16 protein-coding genes are annotated in these 21,809 nt (G+C 63.4%); 8 read left to right on the top strand and 8 right to left on the bottom strand.

Features of this window, described 5'->3' with window-relative positions; translation table 11 throughout:
• Genes BMY74_RS03225 through BMY74_RS03205 form a run of 5 tightly spaced genes read right to left on the bottom strand, consistent with a single transcriptional unit; the run spans window position 1 to window position 3,976 of the window.
• A complete protein-coding gene (locus tag BMY74_RS03225) occupies window positions 1–2,166 on the bottom strand; it encodes an FtsK/SpoIIIE domain-containing protein (protein WP_143091422.1) in 2,166 nt (721 codons plus the stop codon).
• Window positions 2,163–3,017 carry a hypothetical protein gene (locus tag BMY74_RS03220; RefSeq protein ID WP_089909063.1) on the bottom strand — a complete coding sequence of 285 codons (855 nt, stop codon included), beginning with the start codon at window positions 3,015–3,017 and terminating at the stop codon, window positions 2,163–2,165. The genes BMY74_RS03225 and BMY74_RS03220 overlap by 4 nt, the downstream gene beginning before the upstream one ends.
• Window positions 3,014–3,343 carry a hypothetical protein gene (locus tag BMY74_RS03215; RefSeq protein ID WP_089909060.1) on the bottom strand — a complete coding sequence of 110 codons (330 nt, stop codon included), beginning with the start codon at window positions 3,341–3,343 and terminating at the stop codon, window positions 3,014–3,016. Before BMY74_RS03215 ends, BMY74_RS03220 begins: the two co-directional genes overlap by 4 nt.
• Complete coding sequence (locus BMY74_RS03210; RefSeq protein ID WP_342716579.1) at window positions 3,333–3,698, bottom strand: WhiB family transcriptional regulator; 366 nt, start codon at window positions 3,696–3,698, stop codon at window positions 3,333–3,335. Before BMY74_RS03210 ends, BMY74_RS03215 begins: the two co-directional genes overlap by 11 nt.
• Window positions 3,695–3,976 carry a helix-turn-helix domain-containing protein gene (locus BMY74_RS03205; protein ID WP_239566678.1) on the bottom strand — a complete coding sequence of 94 codons (282 nt, stop codon included), beginning with the start codon at window positions 3,974–3,976 and terminating at the stop codon, window positions 3,695–3,697. The genes BMY74_RS03210 and BMY74_RS03205 overlap by 4 nt, the downstream gene beginning before the upstream one ends.
• A gap of 153 nt (window positions 3,977–4,129) precedes the next feature.
• Here BMY74_RS03205 and BMY74_RS03200 point away from each other — a divergent pair, with 153 nt between their 5' ends.
• Both BMY74_RS03200 and BMY74_RS03195 read left to right on the top strand, forming a co-directional pair.
• Window positions 4,130–4,498, top strand: a complete 369-nt coding sequence (locus BMY74_RS03200) for a helix-turn-helix domain-containing protein (RefSeq protein WP_089910391.1) — start codon at window positions 4,130–4,132, stop codon at window positions 4,496–4,498.
• Window positions 4,499–4,788: 290 nt separating this feature from the next.
• Window positions 4,789–5,820, top strand: a complete 1,032-nt coding sequence (locus BMY74_RS03195) for an NsdA family TPR-like regulatory protein (RefSeq protein ID WP_245785859.1) — start codon at window positions 4,789–4,791, stop codon at window positions 5,818–5,820.
• Here BMY74_RS03195 and BMY74_RS03190 read toward each other — a convergent pair.
• Window positions 5,779–6,360 (bottom strand): NUDIX domain-containing protein, encoded by a 582-nt coding sequence (locus BMY74_RS03190; protein ID WP_089909050.1) that lies wholly within the window; start codon window positions 6,358–6,360, stop codon window positions 5,779–5,781. The two genes, BMY74_RS03195 and BMY74_RS03190, sit on opposite strands and share 42 nt — an antisense overlap.
• Window positions 6,361–6,724: 364 nt before the next feature.
• Here BMY74_RS03190 and BMY74_RS44035 point away from each other — a divergent pair, with 364 nt between their 5' ends.
• Window positions 6,725–7,606: a hypothetical protein gene (locus tag BMY74_RS44035; protein WP_143091421.1), complete on the top strand. Its 882-nt coding sequence runs from the start codon at window positions 6,725–6,727 to the stop codon at window positions 7,604–7,606.
• 47 nt (window positions 7,607–7,653) lie between these two features.
• Here BMY74_RS44035 and BMY74_RS03185 read toward each other — a convergent pair whose 3' ends face one another.
• Both BMY74_RS03185 and BMY74_RS03180 read right to left on the bottom strand, forming a co-directional pair.
• Window positions 7,654–8,763 (bottom strand): Shedu immune nuclease family protein, encoded by a 1,110-nt coding sequence (locus tag BMY74_RS03185; protein ID WP_089909047.1) that lies wholly within the window; start codon window positions 8,761–8,763, stop codon window positions 7,654–7,656.
• Between the two features lie 421 nt (window positions 8,764–9,184).
• Window positions 9,185–9,694, bottom strand: a complete 510-nt coding sequence (locus tag BMY74_RS03180) for a hypothetical protein (RefSeq protein WP_143091420.1) — start codon at window positions 9,692–9,694, stop codon at window positions 9,185–9,187.
• 608 nt (window positions 9,695–10,302) lie between these two features.
• Here BMY74_RS03180 and BMY74_RS03175 point away from each other — a divergent pair.
• The 5 genes from BMY74_RS03175 (at window position 10,303) to BMY74_RS03155 (ending at window position 21,734) form a co-directional block, all read left to right on the top strand.
• On the top strand, window positions 10,303–11,889 hold the full coding sequence (locus tag BMY74_RS03175) for a nuclease-related domain-containing DEAD/DEAH box helicase (protein ID WP_177229541.1): 1,587 nt from the start codon (window positions 10,303–10,305) through the stop codon (window positions 11,887–11,889).
• Entirely contained in the window at window positions 11,886–15,044 is a 3,159-nt protein-coding gene (locus BMY74_RS03170; RefSeq protein ID WP_089909036.1) for a helicase-related protein, read from the top strand. Before BMY74_RS03175 ends, BMY74_RS03170 begins: the two co-directional genes overlap by 4 nt.
• Entirely contained in the window at window positions 15,041–16,813 is a 1,773-nt protein-coding gene (drmB, locus tag BMY74_RS03165) for a DUF1998 domain-containing protein (RefSeq protein ID WP_089909033.1), read from the top strand. Before BMY74_RS03170 ends, drmB begins: the two co-directional genes overlap by 4 nt.
• Before the next feature lie 248 nt (window positions 16,814–17,061).
• On the top strand, window positions 17,062–19,986 hold the full coding sequence (locus tag BMY74_RS03160; RefSeq protein WP_177229540.1) for a sigma-70 family RNA polymerase sigma factor: 2,925 nt from the start codon (window positions 17,062–17,064) through the stop codon (window positions 19,984–19,986).
• Complete coding sequence (locus tag BMY74_RS03155; protein ID WP_218159500.1) at window positions 19,983–21,734, top strand: AIPR family protein; 1,752 nt, start codon at window positions 19,983–19,985, stop codon at window positions 21,732–21,734. The genes BMY74_RS03160 and BMY74_RS03155 overlap by 4 nt, the downstream gene beginning before the upstream one ends.
• Window positions 21,735–21,809: the final 75 nt, after the last annotated feature.

The following is a 21,809-nucleotide window of genomic DNA, read 5'->3' as shown; positions in this document are numbered from 1 at the left end:
TCAGCGGTCGTCATCATCGATCACCTCGCCGTCGATCAGGGCCGCTTCGCGGAGGCGTTCGACCGCCGCGCGGATGTCGGCGACGGCGTAACCGCGTACCTGCTTCACTCCGTCCTCTGTGGGCACCCGGTCCCGTGTCGAGCGGCAGCCGAGCTTGGCCATGTCGAGCCCGAACGTGGGCTCGACGTCGAGCGCGGCCACAAGTTCGGCTGTGGGCACGAAGTCCCGGCCGTCGTCGCCGTCAAGGTCGTTGGCGAGATAGTCCACAACGGACGCCAACGGTTCGGGCAACTCGATCTCGCCAGCCCGCTCCGCTTCAGCGGGTGTCGGCGCACTTCCAATAGCCTTCGCCACAGCTGCGTGATCGAGCATCGGCTGTGCTTCCTGTCCAGCGGCGTGTCCGGTGAGTGTGCCCTCAACCTCCCTCAATGACCGTCCACGTTGGCAGATCTCCCTCCAGTCCTCGTTGGGCATGTAGAACGTCCGCACGGTCAGCGCGAGGACTTCGGCCCCGGCTTGGGTTTCTCCGTCCGGTCGCAGGATGCCCACGCCCTTATGCGAGGGCAGTAGGCGGCTGGAGTCGTACCCACGTGTGTTCATCTGTTCGCCAAGGATGATGTTGCTGTCCCGGTAGTCCATCACCCGCAACGCGAAGCGCGAGCCGAGCACCGCACGCAGCCTTGTCGGAAGGGTCTTGGCGTCCGGTCGCTGCGTCGCGAGCACCAAGATCAGTCCAGCGGCCGGCGCCTTCTTCGCGAGCCACGTCAGCAACTCGCCTATGTACTCCCCCGCCGTGAGCTTCTTTCCCTGCACCTCCACGGGAGTACGGTCCTCCAGTGGGATGTGAAGCTCATCCACGAACAGGGCCGTGATCGGCATGTCCAAGGACGGATCACGCGACATGTCCGGCGTCACCTTCGACTCAGGACATGTCAGGTCGTCCAGCTCGCGCATCCTGCGGTAGCGCTGTTGAACGTCGGCGACCAGTTCCACGAGCCAATCCAGGAACGTCAACACGTGCTCGCTGTCGTCGCCGGACATGAACCGGTGTGCCATCTGCGCGACGGCACCCCAGTCCTTACCAGCCTTGAAATCAGCCACGAGCAACCGGACATGCGGGTCCATGATCAAGCCCGCGGCTGCCAACCGTTGCGCCATCGTCTTGCCCTGCCGGGGCAGAGCGCCGATCAGTACCGACGTCCACACCATCGGCAGGTCGATCCGGCGTCCGCGCGCGTCGGTACCGAACGGCACCGGCCGCCACGCGTCCCACCGGTGCACCCCGAGCAGCGGTGTCCGAATGGGCGGCTTGGCGTAGGGGTCCTCATCGGCCACCCACATCGCCACCCGTCCGGCGTGCCCGCCGTTGCCGCGTACGCGCTCCACACTGAGTTGGATCTCATCCACCGCGAGCGCGGACGCGAGCGCTTCCCGTTGCTTGACGACATCGGCCGCCTTGCGGGTGGCGGGTAGGTCGACCGTGACCGCCCATCCCTCACCCCTGCGCGTGGCTCGGTCGACCAGGCGCAGCGTCTCATCCTTCCCAATCAGTTTCGCGTCACGGAACGCGTCCACGAGTATCTGGGGGTCCATCGTCCACGTCAGCGTGCGCGGTCCGGCGAGCACCGCCTTACGCCCAGGGCTGCCGTCCTTGCGCCTACCGAGGACCGCCAGCGCCACCGCGCAGACGCCTCCGGCGATCCACAGCGCCCTGTGCCCGTACACGAGATCGAGCACCGCGACCACGAGTGCCACCGTGACCACCGTTGCCCCGGTGACCTTCCACCGGAACAGCGTCAGCTCGCGAATGTCGGTGAACTTGTCCGCGAGCTTCTCCGACTGCTCGGCTGCCTCCCGATAGTCCCGCACGGTCACCCATGAACGCCACCACCGCACCGCGACCACGAGTCCACGCACGACCGCGCCCATGAACCGGAACGGTGAACGCAGCACCGCCACGACGAGATCCTTCACGGCCTGCACGGCGTGAACGCGATCCTTCGCCCACAACGGCACACGTGGTGAGCGCCGCCACCAGTTCACAGCCCGCCGACGCCACGGCGTCCGCTCGACCGCTGGGACGTCGTTCACGAACTCGCCTTCGAGCACCGCCCGCACGGGCAGCGAGGCATCCACATTGGCCAACTCTCGGTCCTGCTCGGTCATCGCGGATCACCTCCGTCCGATGTGGTCGCGGTCCGGAGTTCGGCCGCGAGCGTTGCGGCGAGCCGTGACGACAGGCCACGCGAGCACCTGGTGACCTCACGTACCCATGCGGGACTCACCACGACCTCAGGTGTCCACGCTTCGCGTGCAGTCGCTAGGTAGTCGTCGAACGTCACTCGTCGCTTGGGTCGACTCCTGTTGCGCTGCTTACGTTCCACTGCCGGACGCTCGGTAGCGGTCGTCTTCGGCGCGCTCGCCGACACGACCGGTGCCGCGCGTCGCTGCGCTTCGGCGAACGCGGCCGTGACCGCCTCCGTCAACTTGTCCCGCAGGTCCGTCACCGCCTCCGCCGCGACGAACACCACGAGAGGCGGAACCGAGTGCAGCACCACACCCGACACGGACCCTTCCGCCCACGAGTGCCAGGTGTTCATCACGTACGTGGCCGCGAGCGTGAACCACTTCGCACGACGCGTCCACGCACCTGTGCGCACCTGATACCGCGCGGTCACCTGCTCCGCGCGCAGGATCGCCAACAAGACCAGCGACACCGTGGGATCAAGCAGCCACGCTGCGAGCCACGGCAGCGACCATGCCGGCGTGCCCGCTGCCGCGAAGCTCTGGACGTTGGTCATCGTGAAGCCGAGACCGAGCACGATCCCTGCCCAGCACAGCCGGTCGACCTCAGCACGGACACGCTCGACACGAAGCGCGACCACGTCCGGGTGCGTCGCGTAGGCCCTCAGCTCTGCCGCCTCCGCAGCGTCGGCCGCGAGCTGCTGCGCTGCCGGGGCGGCGGGCAGCCGCTCGAAGGCGGCTGCCCCTTCCCGAACCCGAGTGATCGCGTTCATCGCCGATCACCCTTACCTCGCGGACTGTCGTAAGACGTGATCGTGAGTGCACGGGTCAGCGTGTACGCGGCGAACAACGCGGGCAGACCCAACACCACGAGCAACAACACGGTGTCGCCCCGGTGAGTGATCACCACCCACTGAACTCCGACGATGACGCCAGCCATCACCAGCACCCGCCCGGTCAGCGAGAGCAACCGAGCACCCGTTCGCGCTGCGTTTGCGGCAGCCTTCGCCCTACGGGCACTGGCTCGCCAGATCCACAGCAGCACCACGGCCACGCCCAGAACGACGAGCAGTTGCGTTGGTGTCACGTTAAACGTCACGGAACTGCCCTCCGTCCTGGTCCTCGTTCATCCGGTCGCGACGGGCACGCCACACGTGGAACAGCGCGCGCCGGTCCTCTCCGGTCAGTCCGCCGCACACGCCGAACTGGTGCTCACCAGCAAGGCGCAGCTCCCACTCAAGGCAGAGCCTCCGTACCGGGCACGACTCACACAGGCGAGCCGCCAACTCCCGATCCGTGATCTCCTCGCCCTGCCACTCCGGGCCGTCCTCGTTGGCCCACAACCACATGCACGTGCCGTCACGGGTGACGATCTCCATCAGCACGTCGTCCGGGACCTTGGCGTAGCGGTCGAGCTCGGCCGCGATCACCTCGTAGTAGTTCTCCGGGTTCACCACGCACCCCCGGACTTCCGCTCGAACTCACGGGCGGACCGCCGCTCAGCGGTCATCCGGGCGACGTCCACAACGCTTCCGGACTCCGACGCCTGTCGAACGATCTCCTCGACCGCACGAGAAGGAATCACGTAGCGAGTGCGCAGGCGCACCGCCGGGAACGCGTCCTCTCGGATCGCCCTGTAGATGGTCGCCACGTCCACGCGCAGGATGCGCGCGGCTTCGGCGACTGTGTAGAAGATCGGCGGGTTGCTCCCCGCCATGCCTGACGTAGTCATCAGCTGAATACCTTTCGAAAGACTGATTTCTTCTCCGAAGGCGCTGACGTTGGCGTTGATTACTGGCGATTCACCGCCGATGTCAGCGCTAACCCCGTTTCAGGGCACATGCGCGCGCTAACGTCGGCGCTGAGGCGGAGCACGGAGGCGTACGTGGCAGAGGATTGGTCGGCAGTCGCGGAGGCAATGAACGCCCGCGCGGCAGAGCTGGCTTTGAAGCAGAAGGAACTTGCGGAGAGATCCGGGGTGTCGCTCGCGATCGTTCGCGAGATGCAACAGGGAAAGATCCAGCGGCGACGCAATCCGCGGACGCTCGAAGCGCTGTCGATTGCGCTCGACTGGCACCCCCAGCACCTCATTTCGGTGCTGCAAGGAAAGACGCCACCCGAGCCGCCGGCCCTCACGGCTGACAATCCGCTTGTTCCGCTTCTCAACACGATCATTCGAGAACTGCGCGGCCTTCGCGCTCAGGTCGGAACGCTCGCTAGCCGCCTCGACGATGGGAGCCGTCGAAAGGACTAGCTTTCGTTCGCTTGCTGCTTTCGGTGTCGCTGTCATGTGAACAGCAGACAGCCGGAGAGGGGGTCGAAATAATTGTCAGCGGCTATCACGCCGCGTGTTAGGTGGAGTTAGGTCCGCAGGTCACAACCGTTGGGGAACGGGGAGACGTGGCGACAAGGAAGCGCGGTGAGCAGCCTCGATCGAGGCTACAAGGGGTCCGTCAGGAGCTTGGCCACACACAGGGGCAGGTGGTCAGGTTCTTCCTGACACGTGGGCCGCAGATCGGCGCTCCCCACGCAACAGAGCAATCAATGCTCATCATGATGTCGCGTTGGGAGAACGGCCACGTAGAGGTGACCGACCCCGGATATCAACGGCTGTTCCGAGAGTTCTACGGACGAACCAACGAAGAGCTTGGATTCCCGCCCGAGGTCGAGCACCAGAGCGCTGAAGAGCTGCGCGAACGGCTGATCGTCGCGCGCAGCATCGACCGCGGAACGCTCGACATGTTTCAGCGACAAGTCAACGACCTTCGCAGCTCTGACCACAAATTCGGCGCCGTGGTGGTACTGGACCAGTTGAACAGCCTGGTACGCCAGATTGAGGAGTACCGAACGTTCAGCGTGAGTTCACGTCATCGCGAACGGCTCGCCGCAATCCTCACAGACGCGCGAACGCTCGCCGGTTGGACCGCTCTGGATAGAGGTTCGCAGCTTCAGGCGTGGCAGTACCACGAGGACGCGAAAGTCTCGGCGCGAGAAGCTGATTCACCTCAGTTGCTCGCGCACGCTGCCGCACAGCAAGCAGTGATCCTGCTCGACATCGGGCAGCCGGCCGAAGCCGTCGAACTACTGGAGTACGCGCGGTACGTCGCAGAGAACCGCGCGCCGTCGTTGCTGCGATCGTGGCTTGCCGCAGCACACGGCGAAGGGCTCGCCGCCGATGGCCAGCGGGACGCGGCGTTGCGCGCGTTCGATGACGCAAGCTCTTTGCTGCCAACGAATCCGGTCGATCCCGAGATGCCCTTCCTACTCCTCAACGAAGGGCAGCTCGTGCGCTGGCGCGGCAGCTCACTCTTGCGGTTGGGCGACCAGGACGCCATCAATCAACTCGAAGCAGCCGTTCGAGATCTCGCCACGCCCGGACTCAACGCCGTGCGCGGTCAGACCAACCTGTACGTAGATCTTGCCTTCGCGTACGCCGCTGCTGGCGACAGCCGGGGAGCGCTCGACTACGCGCGCAAGGCACGACAGCTTGCGTCCCGCATCAAGTCCGATCGCCAGCAACGGCGGCTCGCGAACCTAGAGCTTCCTGTCCCCCGAGGACGTTCCGACAGCGCGTGAGGCTAGGTAGTAGAGGAGAGGCACGATCGCGCCAGATCCGAGAACTTCGCCGCGTTGAACCAGGTCCAGTACTCGGTCAACCGAGATCCACTCGATCCGAGCGGCTTCCTCGGCGTCCGTCGGCTCTCCAACCTTCTCCGCTGCTCGCCAAACATAGGTATCCACGGGTGCGTCGATGATGCCTGGCAGGGGCTGGAAAGTGCCGATGTGCTCTGGCTCGCCGATCGGCTTCCAGCCTGTCTCTTCTTCTGCCTCGCGTGCCGCCGTGGCTGCCGGTTCTTCACCCTCCTCAACCAGTCCGCCGATCAGTTCGTAGCCCCATTTATCAACTGCGAACCTATAGCGCCACAGCGTCAGAACCTCCTCACGCTCGTTTACGAGAAGTGCCACCGCCACATGGTCAAGCCGAACGACATGATGCTCGAATCGGCTTCCATCCGGAGGCTCGACGTCAACAAGGTCAACCTGAACCCAGCGGTTGTCGTAGACAGTCCGCCTGCCGTGAACTTTCCACTTAAGTTCTTCCGGGTACTCCGTCACCCCGCAATCGTATTCGCACAACAGATCGATCGCTAGAGGAGGACCACAAGCGTCAGCGTTCCAGATTTTCCGCCGCACGTAACACCGGCATCCACAGCAGCGATTACGCTGTAGACCTGACCCACACCACGATCGGAAGCTTATGCGCGCACTTTGGCACTGGGTTCGAGGCCTCCGTAAAGCCGTCGACGATGGCGACGTAGGGTCAGCTATCACTAGAGTGATCGTGCCAGGGGCAGTTCAAGGTGGCCTCAAATCACGGTATGCCGAACTTACGGCTGAACAGCATATTCATCGCGTAGGCCTCCCGATCGAAACCCTTACCAATCTTGAATGGCCAGCCCACAAGCAAACTCAGTCCGACATGCGCTCGATCGCAGGTCAATCACAAGAGTGGGCCGGCCTGCTCACTTTCACCTTCAACCGCCGAATAGAAGCACTCGAAGAGATTCACACTCGCCTTCTAGGCGTTGAATACTCGCTAGCTGTTCCACTCGGCGACCGAATCGACTCGACACTGATGGCACCGTTTACGACGGATGCTGACGCAAACCACGTAACCAACAACCTCACGAGACTTCTGTCACTATCACCCGAAGACCACGACGTCATATCAGCAGCCATACAGATGCACTACAGCGCATGCCTGCTCTCAACAAGAGAAACCAATGCTGCGTACGCGCTGCTGGTTGGCGCACTCGAACTTCTGTCGAAGCGGTTCGGGACAACTTCCTCAGCCTGGGACGATTGGTCGGAATCAAGCCGCTGGGAAGGGACATTCCGCAAGGGGAAGCTGAACGATGATCAGAAATCCAGGATGCGCAAGGCCCTACTCGCCGACAACAAACATCGCAACCTAAAGCGCAGGTTTGTCGACTATGCACTTTCGAGCATACCGCTCGAATTCTGGTCGGAGCCCATACAAGACTGGTCTCACGAGTTTGATGCTTCCGCCGGAACCATCACAGGCGGTCACTGGGAGAAGGAACGGCCGCGGTTCATCGCCGAACCGACAGAAACGATCATACGAAACGCCCTTTCTGGCGCTTATCAAGCTCGAAGCTCATTTGTCCACGAAGGTCGCCGCACGGTTGACCTTGTGACTGAGATGTCCATACAAGTCAAGCCTGATGAAGCTCCTCGGCTACCGTTCCGTGCAACTCGCGACGCACTGCGCTTCCTTATCTCGGCAGAGCTGGAACGTGCGTCACCTACATTTAACATGCCAAACGTAATTCGAGCCTGACCCCAAATATATCCAGTAACCCCAATCGCGTTCGCGCAGACACTGCACTAGAACGCTTCTTCGAACAACGCAAGCAGGAGCTTGGCTTTCGCCACAAGCTCATCAAAGGTTACAATGTCGACTTCATGCAAGCCATTCCTGAAAAGCTCAAAACTGCGCTTCCTGTCAATATCGCCCTCGTGAGCCAGGTTTCCAATAACCAGAAGCAATCTCGGACTAAAGATCCTGAACTCAGGCTCACGGTCTTGATGCAATGCGCCATAGCTGGCCCGAAGTGTAGACAGATCCTGAAGGACCTGCTGCACTGCACCCGCTAGCTCCTTAGTACACGCATAGGCGTTGTTGCGATACGTTCTGTCGCCAGTGAGGCGCGCAGTCGGCGTCTTTATTTCGACGATCAAGGCGTTATCTGTGAGATCGTTCTTGTATAGAAAGTCCGCCACGTTGCCGCCACGGCTATCGACGGCCTTGCCCCCTAGGTATGCCTGATCCTGAAGGATCACTACAGGGTACGAATACAGCTGGCCGAGCGCCCAACTATTGCGCACGAGCAGATCCTGCCAGAAGCTTTCCTCGGGGTTGGCCAGGTTCTCTTCGGCTTCCTGAACAAACGCTCGCAGCCGTGCAACTCCCGTAGCAACGGCAAGGTGACTAACTAACGTCCCCTCGTTTGCACCCAACGCTGTTGCTACCGCCCCCACGTCACGGTTCTTCAACCAGTCAAGCACGCCCATAATGGCGTCCTGATCGGGAAATCCTGCAATCATCTCTAGCACGGCCGACAGTCCGGACGATTCCTCAATCGGTATGAGATGCTTAGTTCCGTACTCGACTCCGTTTGCCCGCATGTGTTCGTAAAGCGCCGACAGACACTGATACATCTTGAGAACTTCGCCAGACTTCAGGGCAATCCGTACGTTCTCTCCAGCCTTCAGCGTCTGCAAGTTGATGCTGTCGACATCTTCCCATTCATCCGACTTAAGCTTCTTCTGGTAGGTCAGCTCGCCGCTAACCGAAGCAGCTTCGTCCTGCTCATTCTTGACGAGGATTGGCTTGAACACGAGTCGCGTCAGCGTGCCCGGGCGAAGGACTACAGGGGTGACGTCAGCCGTGCTGGTACTGGTCGAGTTGATCTCTATTTTTCCTACGCCACTCATGCTGTCCCGCCTCTCCGGCAGAGTCCTACAGATGCAACCGAGACATCTCCGGAAACCGGGTGAAACGTTACGGCGGTAACTGCGATTCCTACGAAGGAGGCAAGCCGCTCCGTGCACCAGTTATGATCTTGCTGGCTCGCTACTCGCCCAGCGCCGACCTGCCGTGTGGTGGCACCGATGAGCGGCTCACGTCGTGGTGCGGGTCGTGGTGCGAACTGTGGCCGAACCGAGACCATGCGGCGCATGGTGCGAGCAACGGTGATGGCATCGCCGCAGGTAGAGCAGCACTCCCCACCCGAAAAGCACATTCCTAAACCGTGTGTCGCAGGTTCGAATCCTGCCTGGGGCACCACCTTTCGCCGGGTGAAATCAAGCTCTGACCAGCGGCAACGCGGTCGGAGCTTGATCTTTTCCAAGGCGATCAACCGCCTGACCGGACGTGCGCGATGTACGGCTCGTAGGCCGTCAGATCGCGGTGCGGCTCGTACCGGCTGAGGTAGTAGTAGTCGGCGATGATGTTGGCCTGTTGTTCGGTGTTGAAGTCACCGAAAGTCCTACCGTGCAGGCCTTCCGGGCCGCCGTAGTCGTAGAGGCTCTTCTTGAAGAAGCCTGCGATGGCGGTCGGCAGGAGGCTCAGGACGCTGCGGCCGTGTTGGTACTGGTAGGCGTGCGTCAGTTCGTGGACCAGCCAGCGCTCGTAGCGGGCCTGTTGTTGTGGCGTGGTGAGGACGCCCTTGGGGAAGGTGACGAGGCGGGGCAGGGTGCGGGCCACGCCGAAGCTGCCCAGGATGCCGCCCTCGGCCAGGGTCAGGGCGTTGATGTCGAGGGCGTCGCCGAACACCTCATGGACGATGTTGCGTTCTTTCGACTCCAGAGCACGACTGAACACTGGTCGGAACACGGTAGCGGCTCCCTGCGCGAGCGTGGTCAAGGACCGATGCTAGGCACGACCCGGCCAACATCGCCAAGCATGCTCACCGCTGTCCAGGTCGAGTGCTCCTGCTGTTTGGCGTCAGCGTCTTCGCTCTCGTCAACCTCCCTCCTGTCGCTAGCTTGTTTCGTCAAGCTAAGACTATTCCAGTCAGATTGGAAGAGCTCCCTGATCCCGCAAGAAACGCCTAGCCACATACAACAGCAGACCCTGCCTTCACAAGGGACAGAAAGTTGACACCGTATTGGATATTGCCTCGAAATCGGAGGTTGTTCGATGGCGATGCGGAGCCGGAACACTCTGCCGCGGACCATCCACCCCAGTGGCTTCCAACCATGCCCTGAGCAGCCATTATTCCACGGTCGCCGAAGTTGGAGGACCGAGCGCGGCCGACATAGCAGCAGCTCAGGGACGCATGCAGACAAGAGTGTCGATGACCAGAATCGTGCCCAGTTGATCAAATGCTATTGCTCGAGCGGCATCCCCTGGTAACTTCTGCGACCAGTCGGACGATGAGGAGCAACGAACTCCTCCACCGACCATGCAGCCCTGAACTCGCCCAGCACCCCTGCGGCGTTGCCGTCATACCCAAAACCTGGAAAACCGACATGGAAATGATTCCAAGCCGTGTGAACTCGCGGGCAAGCGCTGCCGAGAAGAAGATCTTCGAGGCGCTGAGCAAGGTTCAGGTGCCGGGATGGACGTACGCCCTCCACTCGATCAACCTGCCCGAACACGAGCGCAAGCGGGTCTGCGAGATCGACTTCGTGCTCATAGGCGAGCGCGGGATCCTTGGGCTCGAGGCGAAGGGCGGCGGGATCTCCCGGATCAACGGAGTTTGGCACAGCCAGTCGATGAGCGGCAGGAAGCACCGCCTGAGCGAAAGCCCCCTCGAACAGGCGCGGTCAGGCGTGTTCAGCCTGGAAGGACGCCTCGGCAAAGCCAAGAAGATCGAGCGGAAGACGGTCGCTCGCACGGTTTTCGGACACGGCGTCGTCTTCCCGGACTGTGACTTCGACGTCGAGAGTGTCGAGTGGACTCCTGAGCTCATCCTCGACCGGCGGCGGTTGGAGTTCGAAGGCTGGGACGTCTGCCTCGACAAACTCGGGAAGTTCTGGGAGGACAAGCCAGGCCACCGCAGCGCACTCACTGCGGACGACGTCCAGCGGTACCTCGATCTGCTGCGTGCTGACTTCGACCGCGTGCCAACGCTGCGTCAGCACGGAAGGAACGTGGACGCGGAGCTGGTCGCACTGACTGAGCAGCAGTACCGGGCCCTCGACAACTGCCGACACAACCCCCGCATCCTGTACGAAGGTGGCGCGGGTACGGGCAAGACCATGCTCGCGGCCGAGATGTGCCGCAGGGAGAACACGTCCAGCAAGGTGTTGCTCACGTGCCGAAGCGGCGTGCTGGCGAACTTCCTCCGGATCCAGGCCGGCATGGAGAACACCTCCGTCATGCCGTTCAGCCGCATGAGCGAGGTGGCTGACGATAGCGTCGATCTGATCGTCATCGACGAAGCGCAGGACGTCATCAACACAACGGATCTGGCCACTGTCGACAGAGTCCTGAGAGGCGGACTCTCCGAAGGACGTTGGGTGTTTCTACTGGACTCCAACAACCAACGGGGTCTCGTCGGGAGCTATGAGGACGCTGCGATGGAAGCTCTCCGTCAGCAGCGACCTGTTCGCTTCACCCTGACGGACAACTGCCGCAACACAGTGGAGATCGTGCGCGCCACACAGGACCGAACAGGCGCGGACCTGGGAGTGACCACGGCCGGGCCCGGCCGTGAGGTCGTGTTCACGGAGGCCCCTCGCGCAGAAGCCATCGCGACCGCCGCCAAGGTGCTGGAAAGCCTCGAAGATCACGAAGTTCCGATGGACCAGGTTGTTCTCCTGTCGACCCACGAGTTGTCGTCTTCACTCTTCGCGAGCCTGCCTGACATCTGGCGACGACGGATCGACGTCCTTGATCTGAAGCGTCTGAGCCGACCTGGGCCAGGCAGGATCGGGTTCGCGACGACCGGCGACTTCAAAGGCCTTGAACGCAGGTACGTGCTGTTGGAGGCGAGCGATCACAGTCAGGCGACACGCGCCAAAGCTTCGCTCTACGTCGGCATGACGCGAGCCAAAGCCGCGTTGTGGGTGATCAGTCCGGTAGATGTGCGTATCGAGAAGGCATTGAAATGATCACGGGCACCGGTTTTCCTGACAGAGATGCCGTAATCGACTACATACGGCGGCAGCTGATCGGGCCGGTCCAAGGGGCTCACGAGCGTCTCAGCGAGCGTCCCTCGGGCCGCTACCTCAGCGGCATGCTCTACCCGCGCCCCGATGAGCTGAAGACCGACGGGCCGTTCCCCGCGATCGAGGAGGACACAGCGGAGGAACTCGACGACCAGCCTCACCAGTTGCTGGAGGCTGACGACGAGGATCCGATCATTCTTGCCGGACAGACACGGCCCGCGTCAGTTGGCATCAGCTTCGTCACCTCCGGCTGGTCACCGATCGAGGTCGACGTGAGCGCTGCCCGATACCTCGAAGAGGATGGTGAGTGGCGACGCGAGGAGCTGAAACTCAACACTGGCAACGCCATCGCACCGGCACCGCAGAGCAACAGGCTCTACGTGCAGAACAAAAGCTTGTGGGACGGAACGGCTTCGCTTCGGGTGACCTGGCGCCCACACGGTGAAGGCGCTCTCGTCACGGTGGTACTGGTCAACGAGAACATCCAGCAGGAGAGGCGTCGCGTCGTCGATTCGGACTGCTTCTTCCAGGTCGAACTGACCTGCCAGCCGACCGCCGGTCACATCACGCGGTATCCGACCCTCACTCATCCGCACACGGACGACGAGGCGAAAGAACTGGAGCTGCTCTACCGAAACGTCTCCGTGTTCGCGATCGGCCACGGCAGTGCAGCGGAATGGGATCGACAGAACGATCTGCCGTCGTGGGTGCGCACCTCCTTCCTTCCCGTCCACGTCGTGCCCGACGTGGCCTTCGATCTTGAAGGTGTCGACACGATTCTCCACCTCAACCGGCTCGCCGAGATCGACAACGATCCACAGGAGTCACTCGCTGGTCTCGAAGAGTTCGTGAACCTCTATGCGGACTGGATCTGCAGGACGTGGGACTCGGTGGCCGGCGCGGTTGCGCCTGATCTCTGTGGAGCTGCTGAGGACCTGCACGGCAGGGCAACAACCGCGTGCGAACGGATGCGCAGCGGAATCGAACTGCTGCGGACCAACCAGGACGCGAGGGAGGCGTTTGGGCTGGCCAACCGCGTGATGGCCATGCAGATGGCGCACAGCGAGCCTGGGCTCGCCGGATCGTCACACCCGTTCGCCGAAGCACCTGACCCCCATGTCGACTACACGACGCGCGACCCCAGATGGAGGCCGTTCCAGCTCGGCTTCCTCCTGCTGACGATCAAAAGTGTGGTGGAGGAGGACGATCGCGACCTCGTCGACCTGATCTGGTTCCCCACCGGCGGCGGCAAGACCGAGGCCTACCTGGGACTGGCCGCGTTCACGATCCTGCACCGCAGGCTCACCCTGGGCGACCGCGGAGCGGGTACGACGGTCATCACGCGATACACCCTCCGGTTGCTGACGGCCCAGCAGTTCCAGCGTGCGGCGACCATGATCGCCGCCTGTGAGATTCTCCGGCGCGAACGTCACGACGAGCTGGGCAGCCGACCGATCTCGATCGGAATCTGGGTCGGAAGCTCAAACAGTCCCAACAAGTTCGCCGATGCCCGGATCCTTCTCGCGAAACTCCAGAAGGGCGAGGAGGCCGAGGAGGGCTTCCAGATCGAGATCTGTCCCTGGTGCGGAACGAAGATCATCCCAACCGAGCGCGACGACGCCGACGTCTGGGGCATCTTCGCCAACAACAACTCGTTCCACGTCCGTTGCGTCAACGACCGGTGCCCGTTCGCCTCCGAGCTGCCCATTTCCTCTGTCGACGATGACCTGTACCAGAACCCGCCGACGATGCTGGTCGGAACTGTGGACAAGTTCGCGCGGGCAGCCTGGAACCCCCGTACAGGGGTGTTCTTCGGTGCGCTGGACGACCAGGGTCCGTCACTGATCATCCAGGACGAGTTCCACCTGATCTCAGGGCCGCTCGGCACGATCGTCGGTCTTTACGAGGCGGCGTTCGACGTGCTGATGGAGCACCACAAGCTGCGTCCGAAGATCGTGGCCGCGACGGCCACCATTCGCCGGGCTGACGAGCAGACCCGCGGGGTGTTCGGCCGCGACGTCGCCCTGTTCCCTCCGGCCGGTATCGACGCGGCGGACTCGTACTTCGTCCGCACGAACCGAGAAAGCAACGGCCGCGCATATGTCGGAGTGATGCCCCAGGGACATACGCCGCTCACCGGACTCATCCACCTCACGGCCGCACAGCTTCAGGCGCCGCTGGAACTCGCTCTCGCGGCTGCTCCGGAGGACGGCTACTCGACGCTGGTCGTCTACCACAACAGCCTTCGGGAGCTCGGCAAGACGATCACCCTCGCGAAGGACGACGTCCCTTCTCGCATCAAGGTGATCGCCGCCGCCGAGGACCAGTGTCGCGTGCTGAACGAGGACAACGTCGTGGAGCTGACGAGCAATGTTTCCTCGCGGGACATCCCGCGCACGCTGCGCCGCCTCGCTCTGCGCCACGACGACTCCAACGGCGTCGCCTTCCTCGCCAGCACGAACATGATCTCCGTCGGAGTGGACGTGAGCCGTCTGGGCGTGATGACGGTGGTCGGTCAACCGAAGACCACAGCCGAGTACATCCAGGCGACCAGCCGCGTCGGGCGTGACGCCAAGTGCCCAGGGCTCGTGCTCACGCTGTACTCGCCGTCGAAACCCAGGGACCGTTCCCACTACGAGTCGTTCGTTCCCTACCACGAGACGTTGTACCGGTCGGTCGAGCCGAGTTCGGTGACGCCGTTCTCCGTGCCCGCGAGGATCAGAGCACTCCACGCCGATCTGGTGATCCTCGTGCGGCACGCTCTCGGTTTGCCCGATGAGGACGACGCGGCGAGGTTCGATCCCGATGACGCCTTGTTCCAGGAGCTCATCACCAAGTTCCTCGCTCGCGTGGAACGCGCCGACAGCACGGAGTCCGGCCGGGTCAGCGCGCATCTGACCGACCTCGTGCACACCTGGGTTAGGCGCATCGACAACGCGGAGGAACAGGGCGGGCTTCGTTACGGACTCGGTGGGGGCCGCGAGCGGCCGAAACTCATGCGGAGGTATCCGGAGCGGGGTGAGGGCTGGCCGACACTCGACTCGATGCGCAGTGTCGACATCGAGGTGCCGGTTCACGTGACCGGAGGTCAGCGGTGACGGTGCGGAAGGTCAGGCGTTCCCAGTTCGTCAGCCCGTTCGGGCCCGGCGCACTGATCGATCTCGTCGGTGAGTCGTTCGTCGTCGAGGACGCGGGGAACTGGCGGGGACCTCTGGAGGAAATCGTCTTTCCGCGGCTGGCCGCGTATCTGAAGGTCGCGCACCTCCGTTCCCCGTCACCGCGAAGTCGGTGGCTCCCCTACTACCGCTTTCCGCGGAGACTGTTCTGCCCCAACTGCCGGCGGGTCAGGTTCTGGTCCCGGCACGACGAGAAGCAGAACGCCGCGCCGGTGTGCGACAAGTGCACCGTCACCACGCGGTTGGTACCGATGCGCTTCGTCGCCGTGTGCGCCAACGGCCACCTCGACGACGTCAACTGGAGAAACTGGGCCCACTCAGCCGATCGCAACACGCGAAACCAGCAGCAGTGCGGAGTCAACGAGATCAGGTTCGACAGCAAGGCCGACGTCGGCAGCGGCCTTCAGTCCCTGACCGTCACCTGCATCGCCTGCAAGGCGAGCAGAAGCCTTGAGGAGCTGTCGCAGAAGTACCGCGTGAGGTGCAGCGGCCGTCAGCCGTGGCAGTCCTCGGCCGATGAGGTGAACTGCGACGAGCGGATGGTGGTGATGCAGCGCGGCGCGGCCGCGGTCTACTTCCCCACCGTCGTGAGTGCCATCGACATTCCCCCGGAGTCGTCGTGGTCTTCGATCAACAACCCGCTGACCAAACTGAGGCAGAACAACGACTTCGTCTGGTTGCAGAACAGCCCCAACCACGCCCTGCGATCAGCCATGATCAATGTGGTCGCGAACCAGACCGGGATCAGCACTGCGGAGGTCGAAGCCGCGTTGTTGTCGATGACCGGTGAGGTCCACTACGACCCTGACGCCGGTCCTGACGACATCCCGGTCGAGGAGTGGGTTGCGCTCACGAATCCCCAGGCCGAACCGCACGACCACAAGGACCACTTCATCACCAGGCGCGCCGATCGACCACTGCGCGGCGACAGCCCCATCTCGTCAGCTTGGCGCGGGTTCATCTCCGACGTGATCATGGTCGATCGCCTCCGGGAAGTCCGTGTGCTGCAACACTTCGAGCGTCACACCATGAACGAGTCCGTGGCATCGAACCTCGCCCCGAATCCTGACTTCCTCCCCGCGACGGAGGTGTTCGGTGAAGGCTTCTTCATCAGGTTCGACGAAGAGGAGCTGGTCAGCTGGGAGCAGCTCCCAAAGGTGCGCGACAGGTGTTCGTCGCTCGTCAGGCGCCGGCAGCAGGCTCGAAGCACGTGGCTGAAGGAGCCAACTCCACGCCGGTTGCTGCTTCACACATTCGCGCACCTGTTGCTTCGACACACGGCGTTCGACGCCGGTTACTCGACCTCGTCGCTGCGTGAGCGGCTCTACGTGACGGAGGGGCAGGAAGGCCCTGCCATGGCCGGCATCCTCATCTACACCGCCGCGGGCGACTCCGAGGGAACGCTCGGTGGCCTTGTGCGCATGGGCGAATTCCCACGGCTCATCAGGTTGCTCGACATGTCGGTGGCGGCAGCCAACTGGTGCTCGTTCGACCCGGTCTGCTCGGAGTCCTCAGGTCAGGGGCCGCACGGACTTTCGCTCGCGGCGTGTCACGCATGTTCTCTCGTCCCCGAAACGAGCTGCGTCGAGGCGAACCGGCTTCTCGACCGCCGGCTGCTCATCGATCCCGACTACGGCTTCTTCCGCTCGTTGCTGCCGCTGCTCGAGCAAGCGCTCGGCGGTGAGCACTGATGTCCGCCGCCCCGCTGCGGAACTACGACCCGCAACAGCGGTTCCGTGTCCTGTCGACGCCACCTGGCGGGGACCAGGCGGCTGTCGCGGTGGACGTGTTCCGAGGTCTGCGTGGTCGTCTGCCGTCGACCGTGATCACCACACGCGGGGTGGTTCTGGGAAATCACCTGCGTGCGTCATTGCCCTTCGAGAGCCGCCGATCCGCGTACCTGCCTTTCAACCAGTTCACGAAGACCCTCTGGAGGGCAGTGACGGGAACCGACCCGAAACTGGTCGACGGCTTCTCGGTCGATCTGTGGGAGTTCCGCGAACTGCTCCGCCGGGACTACGTCAGGCCTCAGTCCAACCGGAGTCTGATCGTCGTCCAGGGCCAGCAACTTCCGGCGGACTTCTACACGTTGCTCCGGCTGCTGGACGTCGCCACCACCGTTCTCGTGGACCCACATCAGATGGTCGACGAGTCCGGATCCACTCTGCCGGAAATCCTGGACTGCTTCGGCCTTCCCAGCGCGGTACAGCTCCCTGCAGGCAAGAGGACAAAGGCAGGAGTGGTCCTCGCGGACGCTCTGGGCACCCGACGGTTGTCCGCCGCCCAGGACGAGAACAGCACTTCCGACGACGTCAGCGTTCTTGCGGGTCACCGGTCCGTGGAGGACGAAGCGGACTTCGTAGCGGAACTGGCGTACGAGGACCCCGGCTCCCAGATCGGACTTCTGCTCCCCACCGCCGATCTCGTCGAGACCTTCGTCGATCTGATCCGCACCCGGTTCGACGGGACGATCCAGTGGTACCTCTCACGCGTCCCGACGCCACATGAGGAACGGGTCGACAGCACCACACCAGGGATCAAGATCCTCACCTGGGCCAGTGGAGCGGGTCTGAAGTTCGACCAGGTCGTACTGGGCTCGCTGGACCAGGTCACGAGCGAAGCTCTGTTCGACAGCACGCTGCGAACGCTCGGCTGCTCAGCGCGGGACAGGCTGCTGCTCTCGTACACGGGTCAAGGCGAGCCGACGATGCTGGCGCGGCTTCCCAGGCAGCTCCTCCAGGTCAAGACCGCTCCGCGAACGAGCGACCCGCTTGCTGCTCCTCAGATCCAGGCGGCCGCGGTTCCTGTGCTCACACCGGTGCCGACAGTCGCACCGCCGGCGATGTCCGGGGGTGTTGCCGATGTAGCGCGAGAAGTGATCGAAGCCGATCGTCTGGATCCGGAGAACCGCCGCAGGGTTCTGACAGCTCTGGAAGAGGTCGAGCTCGCGTTGCTCATCCGCGCGAACGAGTACGCCCTCAACGAGGAGCTGCCGCGCGGATTCCGATCGACGCTGGACGCGAAGGATCCGCGAGCACGTGCGTTCGACGCTTTCGTCGGGCACAACACAGGTCTCATCCATTCGAACATCAGCAGGTACCGCGGCAACGGGCTCGATGACGACGACCTCTACCAGCACGGTGTCATCGGTCTCATGCGGGCTGTGGAGAAGTTCGACGGTTCAAGGGGTCTCAAGTTCTCGACGTACGCCACGCACTGGATCAACCAGGCGATGTCGAGAGCGATCGCCTGTGAGGGAGCACTGATCAGGCTCCCCGTTCATGTGCACGAGGTCGTACGCAAGGTACTGGCGACCTATCGAACCCTCGACCGCCTGGGCATCGCCTCCACCGTCGCCGAGGTCGCTCACCGAACCGAGATGAGTCCAGCCGACGTCGTGAAGCACCTTCAGTACGCGGCTGGAACCGTCAGTCTTGACGCACCTCTCGCCTCGGGTGAGGACCTTTGCCTGGCGGACATCATTCCTGCGGACTTCGAGGCCACGAACCCCGACAGCGTGCTCGAACGGCAGGACGGACAGGCGCTCGTGCACAAAGCGCTCTCGCTGCTGAAGCCACGCGAGGCTGATGTCCTACGCCACCGCTTCGGTTTCCACAGTGATGAACCTCAGACCCTGGAGCAGATCGGTACGCAGTTCGGCGTCACCCGCGAACGGATCAGGCAGATCGAAGGGCGCGCCAAACAGAGCCTGCGAGGCAAGCTCAACGAGGTCGGCCTGGTGTCCACCGACACGAACGCCGCCTCCTCCCCAGCAGTTCCCGCGCCAGCCGGCCCTGCCCGCCGGGTCAGGACCAGGACGTCGAATCCGTCACCGTCACATCTGGAGGTGCGGCGCAACGAACTGGCGTCGGGCACTCACCTGGAGGACAGGCTCGGCACCAGGAGCGGAAGCAGCATCGCTGAACTGGTCGTGGAGTTCGTCGACCAGGCCGTACGAGCGGGCGCACAAAAGGTGTCAGTTCAGTCGGCGGGCACGGGCGCGACCGCATTCCTGACGCTCGCGCACAACGGCTTCCCGTTCATGAACCAGCGGTTGCACGACATCTTCCTCGAACGAGGCAGTAGATCCGCGCTTCACGGCGACGCGCTGGCCGCGACCGCCATGTCGCTGTACGACGAGTTGATCACGTGGGAGGCGACGGCGGCCTCCGAACACCGGTGCTTCGTGCTGACCTGCGGACGCACCACCGGTAGCTGGTGGATCGGCCGTGGCCTCGGTTCGCCACCGGCAACCACCGTTGGCCCCGCGCAGCCAAGCGCGGTCGTGGTGTTGCGTTCGCCCCGGCCGCAGGTGGCGCGAATGCCGGTGCGCGAGGTGTTGATCCGGCTCGAGGACCAGCTCGGCACGGTGTTCGGGGAACTCCTCGACGGTGGCTTGAGCGTCTCCCTGGACTCCCGGAAGTTGACCAGCAGAGATCCCTTCCTGTGGGCCAATCCTGCCGCACAGCACCTCGGCGAGGAGACCGTGACTGCCGGGGAGCACACGGTGAGAGTCAGTCCACGTGTGCTCCCACACCCTTCGCTCCTTCACCACGACGACCACCTCGCGGCGGGCGAACCCGACACGTGGTCGGCGCGACAGGGCTTCTACCTGAGGTGCGAGGGCCGACTCGTCTCTCTGGGCGGCTGGCTGGGGCTGTGCGTGCCGACGCCCGACAGCAGCTTGGCCCGTGTGCTCATCGACGTGGCCGCCGATGACCGCGGTGCCTGGGGGCTGAACGACCCCTCCGACGAGGTCTCTCCTCCGCCTGCACTCCGGCCGCGTCTCACCGCGCTCGCACACCTCGCGATGCAGCGCTCCAAGCTCGTTGTCGACCGCCATCGAACGGAACCGGCTCAGTGACGGACACGGACCTCAGCAACTTCCTCACCAGACTGCACCAGCGCCTGCTGGACAGGGTGGAACTCGAACCCGAGCTGATGCTGCGGGACGCGTTCGTGTCGACGGTCGGCGAACACCTCGTCGAGGGCGGCGTCCTCGACGACCTCGACACGTGCTACCTGCACCTGCCGTGGCAGAAGCGGAAAGTCGAGGTGGCGGGGTACGACATCGCCGGCGAGGGCACGATTCTCCATCTCGTCGCCGCCCACTACGGCGCGTCCGGTGCCGCTGTAACCCGAGATCGGATCGACCAGCTCATCCGGGGAACAGCCTCGTTCGCAGACTTCTGCCGGACCGGTCAGCACACGCTGCTGGAGAAGTCCAACCCGTCGTACGACATGGTCGAGCGCGTTCACGCCGCTTGGCCGCAACTCCAGCAGATCAGGATCTTCGTTCTCACCGACGGTCGCACGAATCTCCGCCGCGCCAAGGAAGTGACGATCGCGGGACTCTCCACCGCGATCCACGTCTGGGACGCGGTGAGGCTCCAGAAGGTGATGGGTTCCGGTGCCGAGCAGGAGGAACTGCTCATCGACATCGCCGAGCTCGGTTACTCGGTGAGCTGTCTGGAGTCGCCTCCGCAGGCCGACGGCTACCGATGCCTGCTCGCGATGGTGCCCGGCAAACTGCTCGCAGAGCTGTACGACGAGCACCACAGCCGGCTTCTGCAACGCAACGTGCGTGCGTTCCTGCAAGCTCGGGGCAAGGTCAACAAGGGCATCGCGGAGACCATCAAGAACCAACCTGGCAGATTCCTCGCCTACAACAACGGTGTCTCGGCCACAGCTCGCTCAGCGGAGATCGAGAGCACTCCGTCAGGGCTGATGATCCGCCGCCTCCACGAGTTGCAGATCGTCAACGGGGGCCAGACCACCGCCTCGCTGCACCACGCCCTTCGCCGCGGCATCGACCTGACGGACATAACCGTCCCGGCGAAGATCACACTGATCGACAACGACGACCTCGACGTGATGGTCCCTGAGATCTCGCGGTACGCGAACTCCCAGAACGCGGTCACCGCGGCGGACTTCGAAGGCAACAGCAGGTTCCACGTCGGACTCGAACGTTGGTCGCGGAGCATCTGGACAACACCGGTCGAAGCGGAAACCGCGCCGACGCGGTGGTACTACGAACGTGTCCGGGGGCAGTACGACGTCGACAAGGGCAGGAGCCTGACGACAGCCCAGCGGCGCCAGTTCGAGAAAGAGACACCTACACGTCAACGGTTCGGCAAGACCGACGCCGCGAAGTACGAGTTCGCGTACGCGCTGCGGCCCGACGTGGTCTGTCAGGGCGGCGAGAAGTGCTTCCGCACGTGGACCCTCGAGGAGGCTCTGGCCGAGCGTGAGGCACCAGACGACGGCTACTTCCGTCACCTGGTGGCCAAGGCGATCGTGTTCCGCCAGATCCGAACTCTCGTGCAGGCGGAGAAATTCGGTGGCTACCTGGGTCAGACGACCGCCTACGCGATGTCGATGCTCGTTCACACCCTCGGCGGACTGGACCTGGACCTCGTGTGGCGCCAGCAGAGCCTTCCTCAGCCGGTGGCGGAGGCGATCCCGGATCTCTCCAGAAGGGTCAGGCACGCACTCGTCAATCCGCCCGGTTCCGCGAACGTGACGGAATGGTGCAAGAAACCGGCGTGCTGGACCGAGGTGCGGAAGGTCGGTTGGAACGCACCTCCGGAAGTGATCCGGTTCTCCGCCTGAACCTCTTCGCGGGCGCGCGAGCAAGTTGTTCTGTCATAGCAAAATGTTCAGCAGTCGCTGCTGCGATGCGGCTTG

Origin of the sequence: Lentzea albida (assembly GCF_900111005.1) — a bacterium.
GTDB classification, from domain to species: domain Bacteria; phylum Actinomycetota; class Actinomycetes; order Mycobacteriales; family Pseudonocardiaceae; genus Lentzea; species Lentzea albida.
Note: the sequence above shows the minus strand (reverse complement) of the source record. Positions and strands in the feature narration are given on the sequence as shown.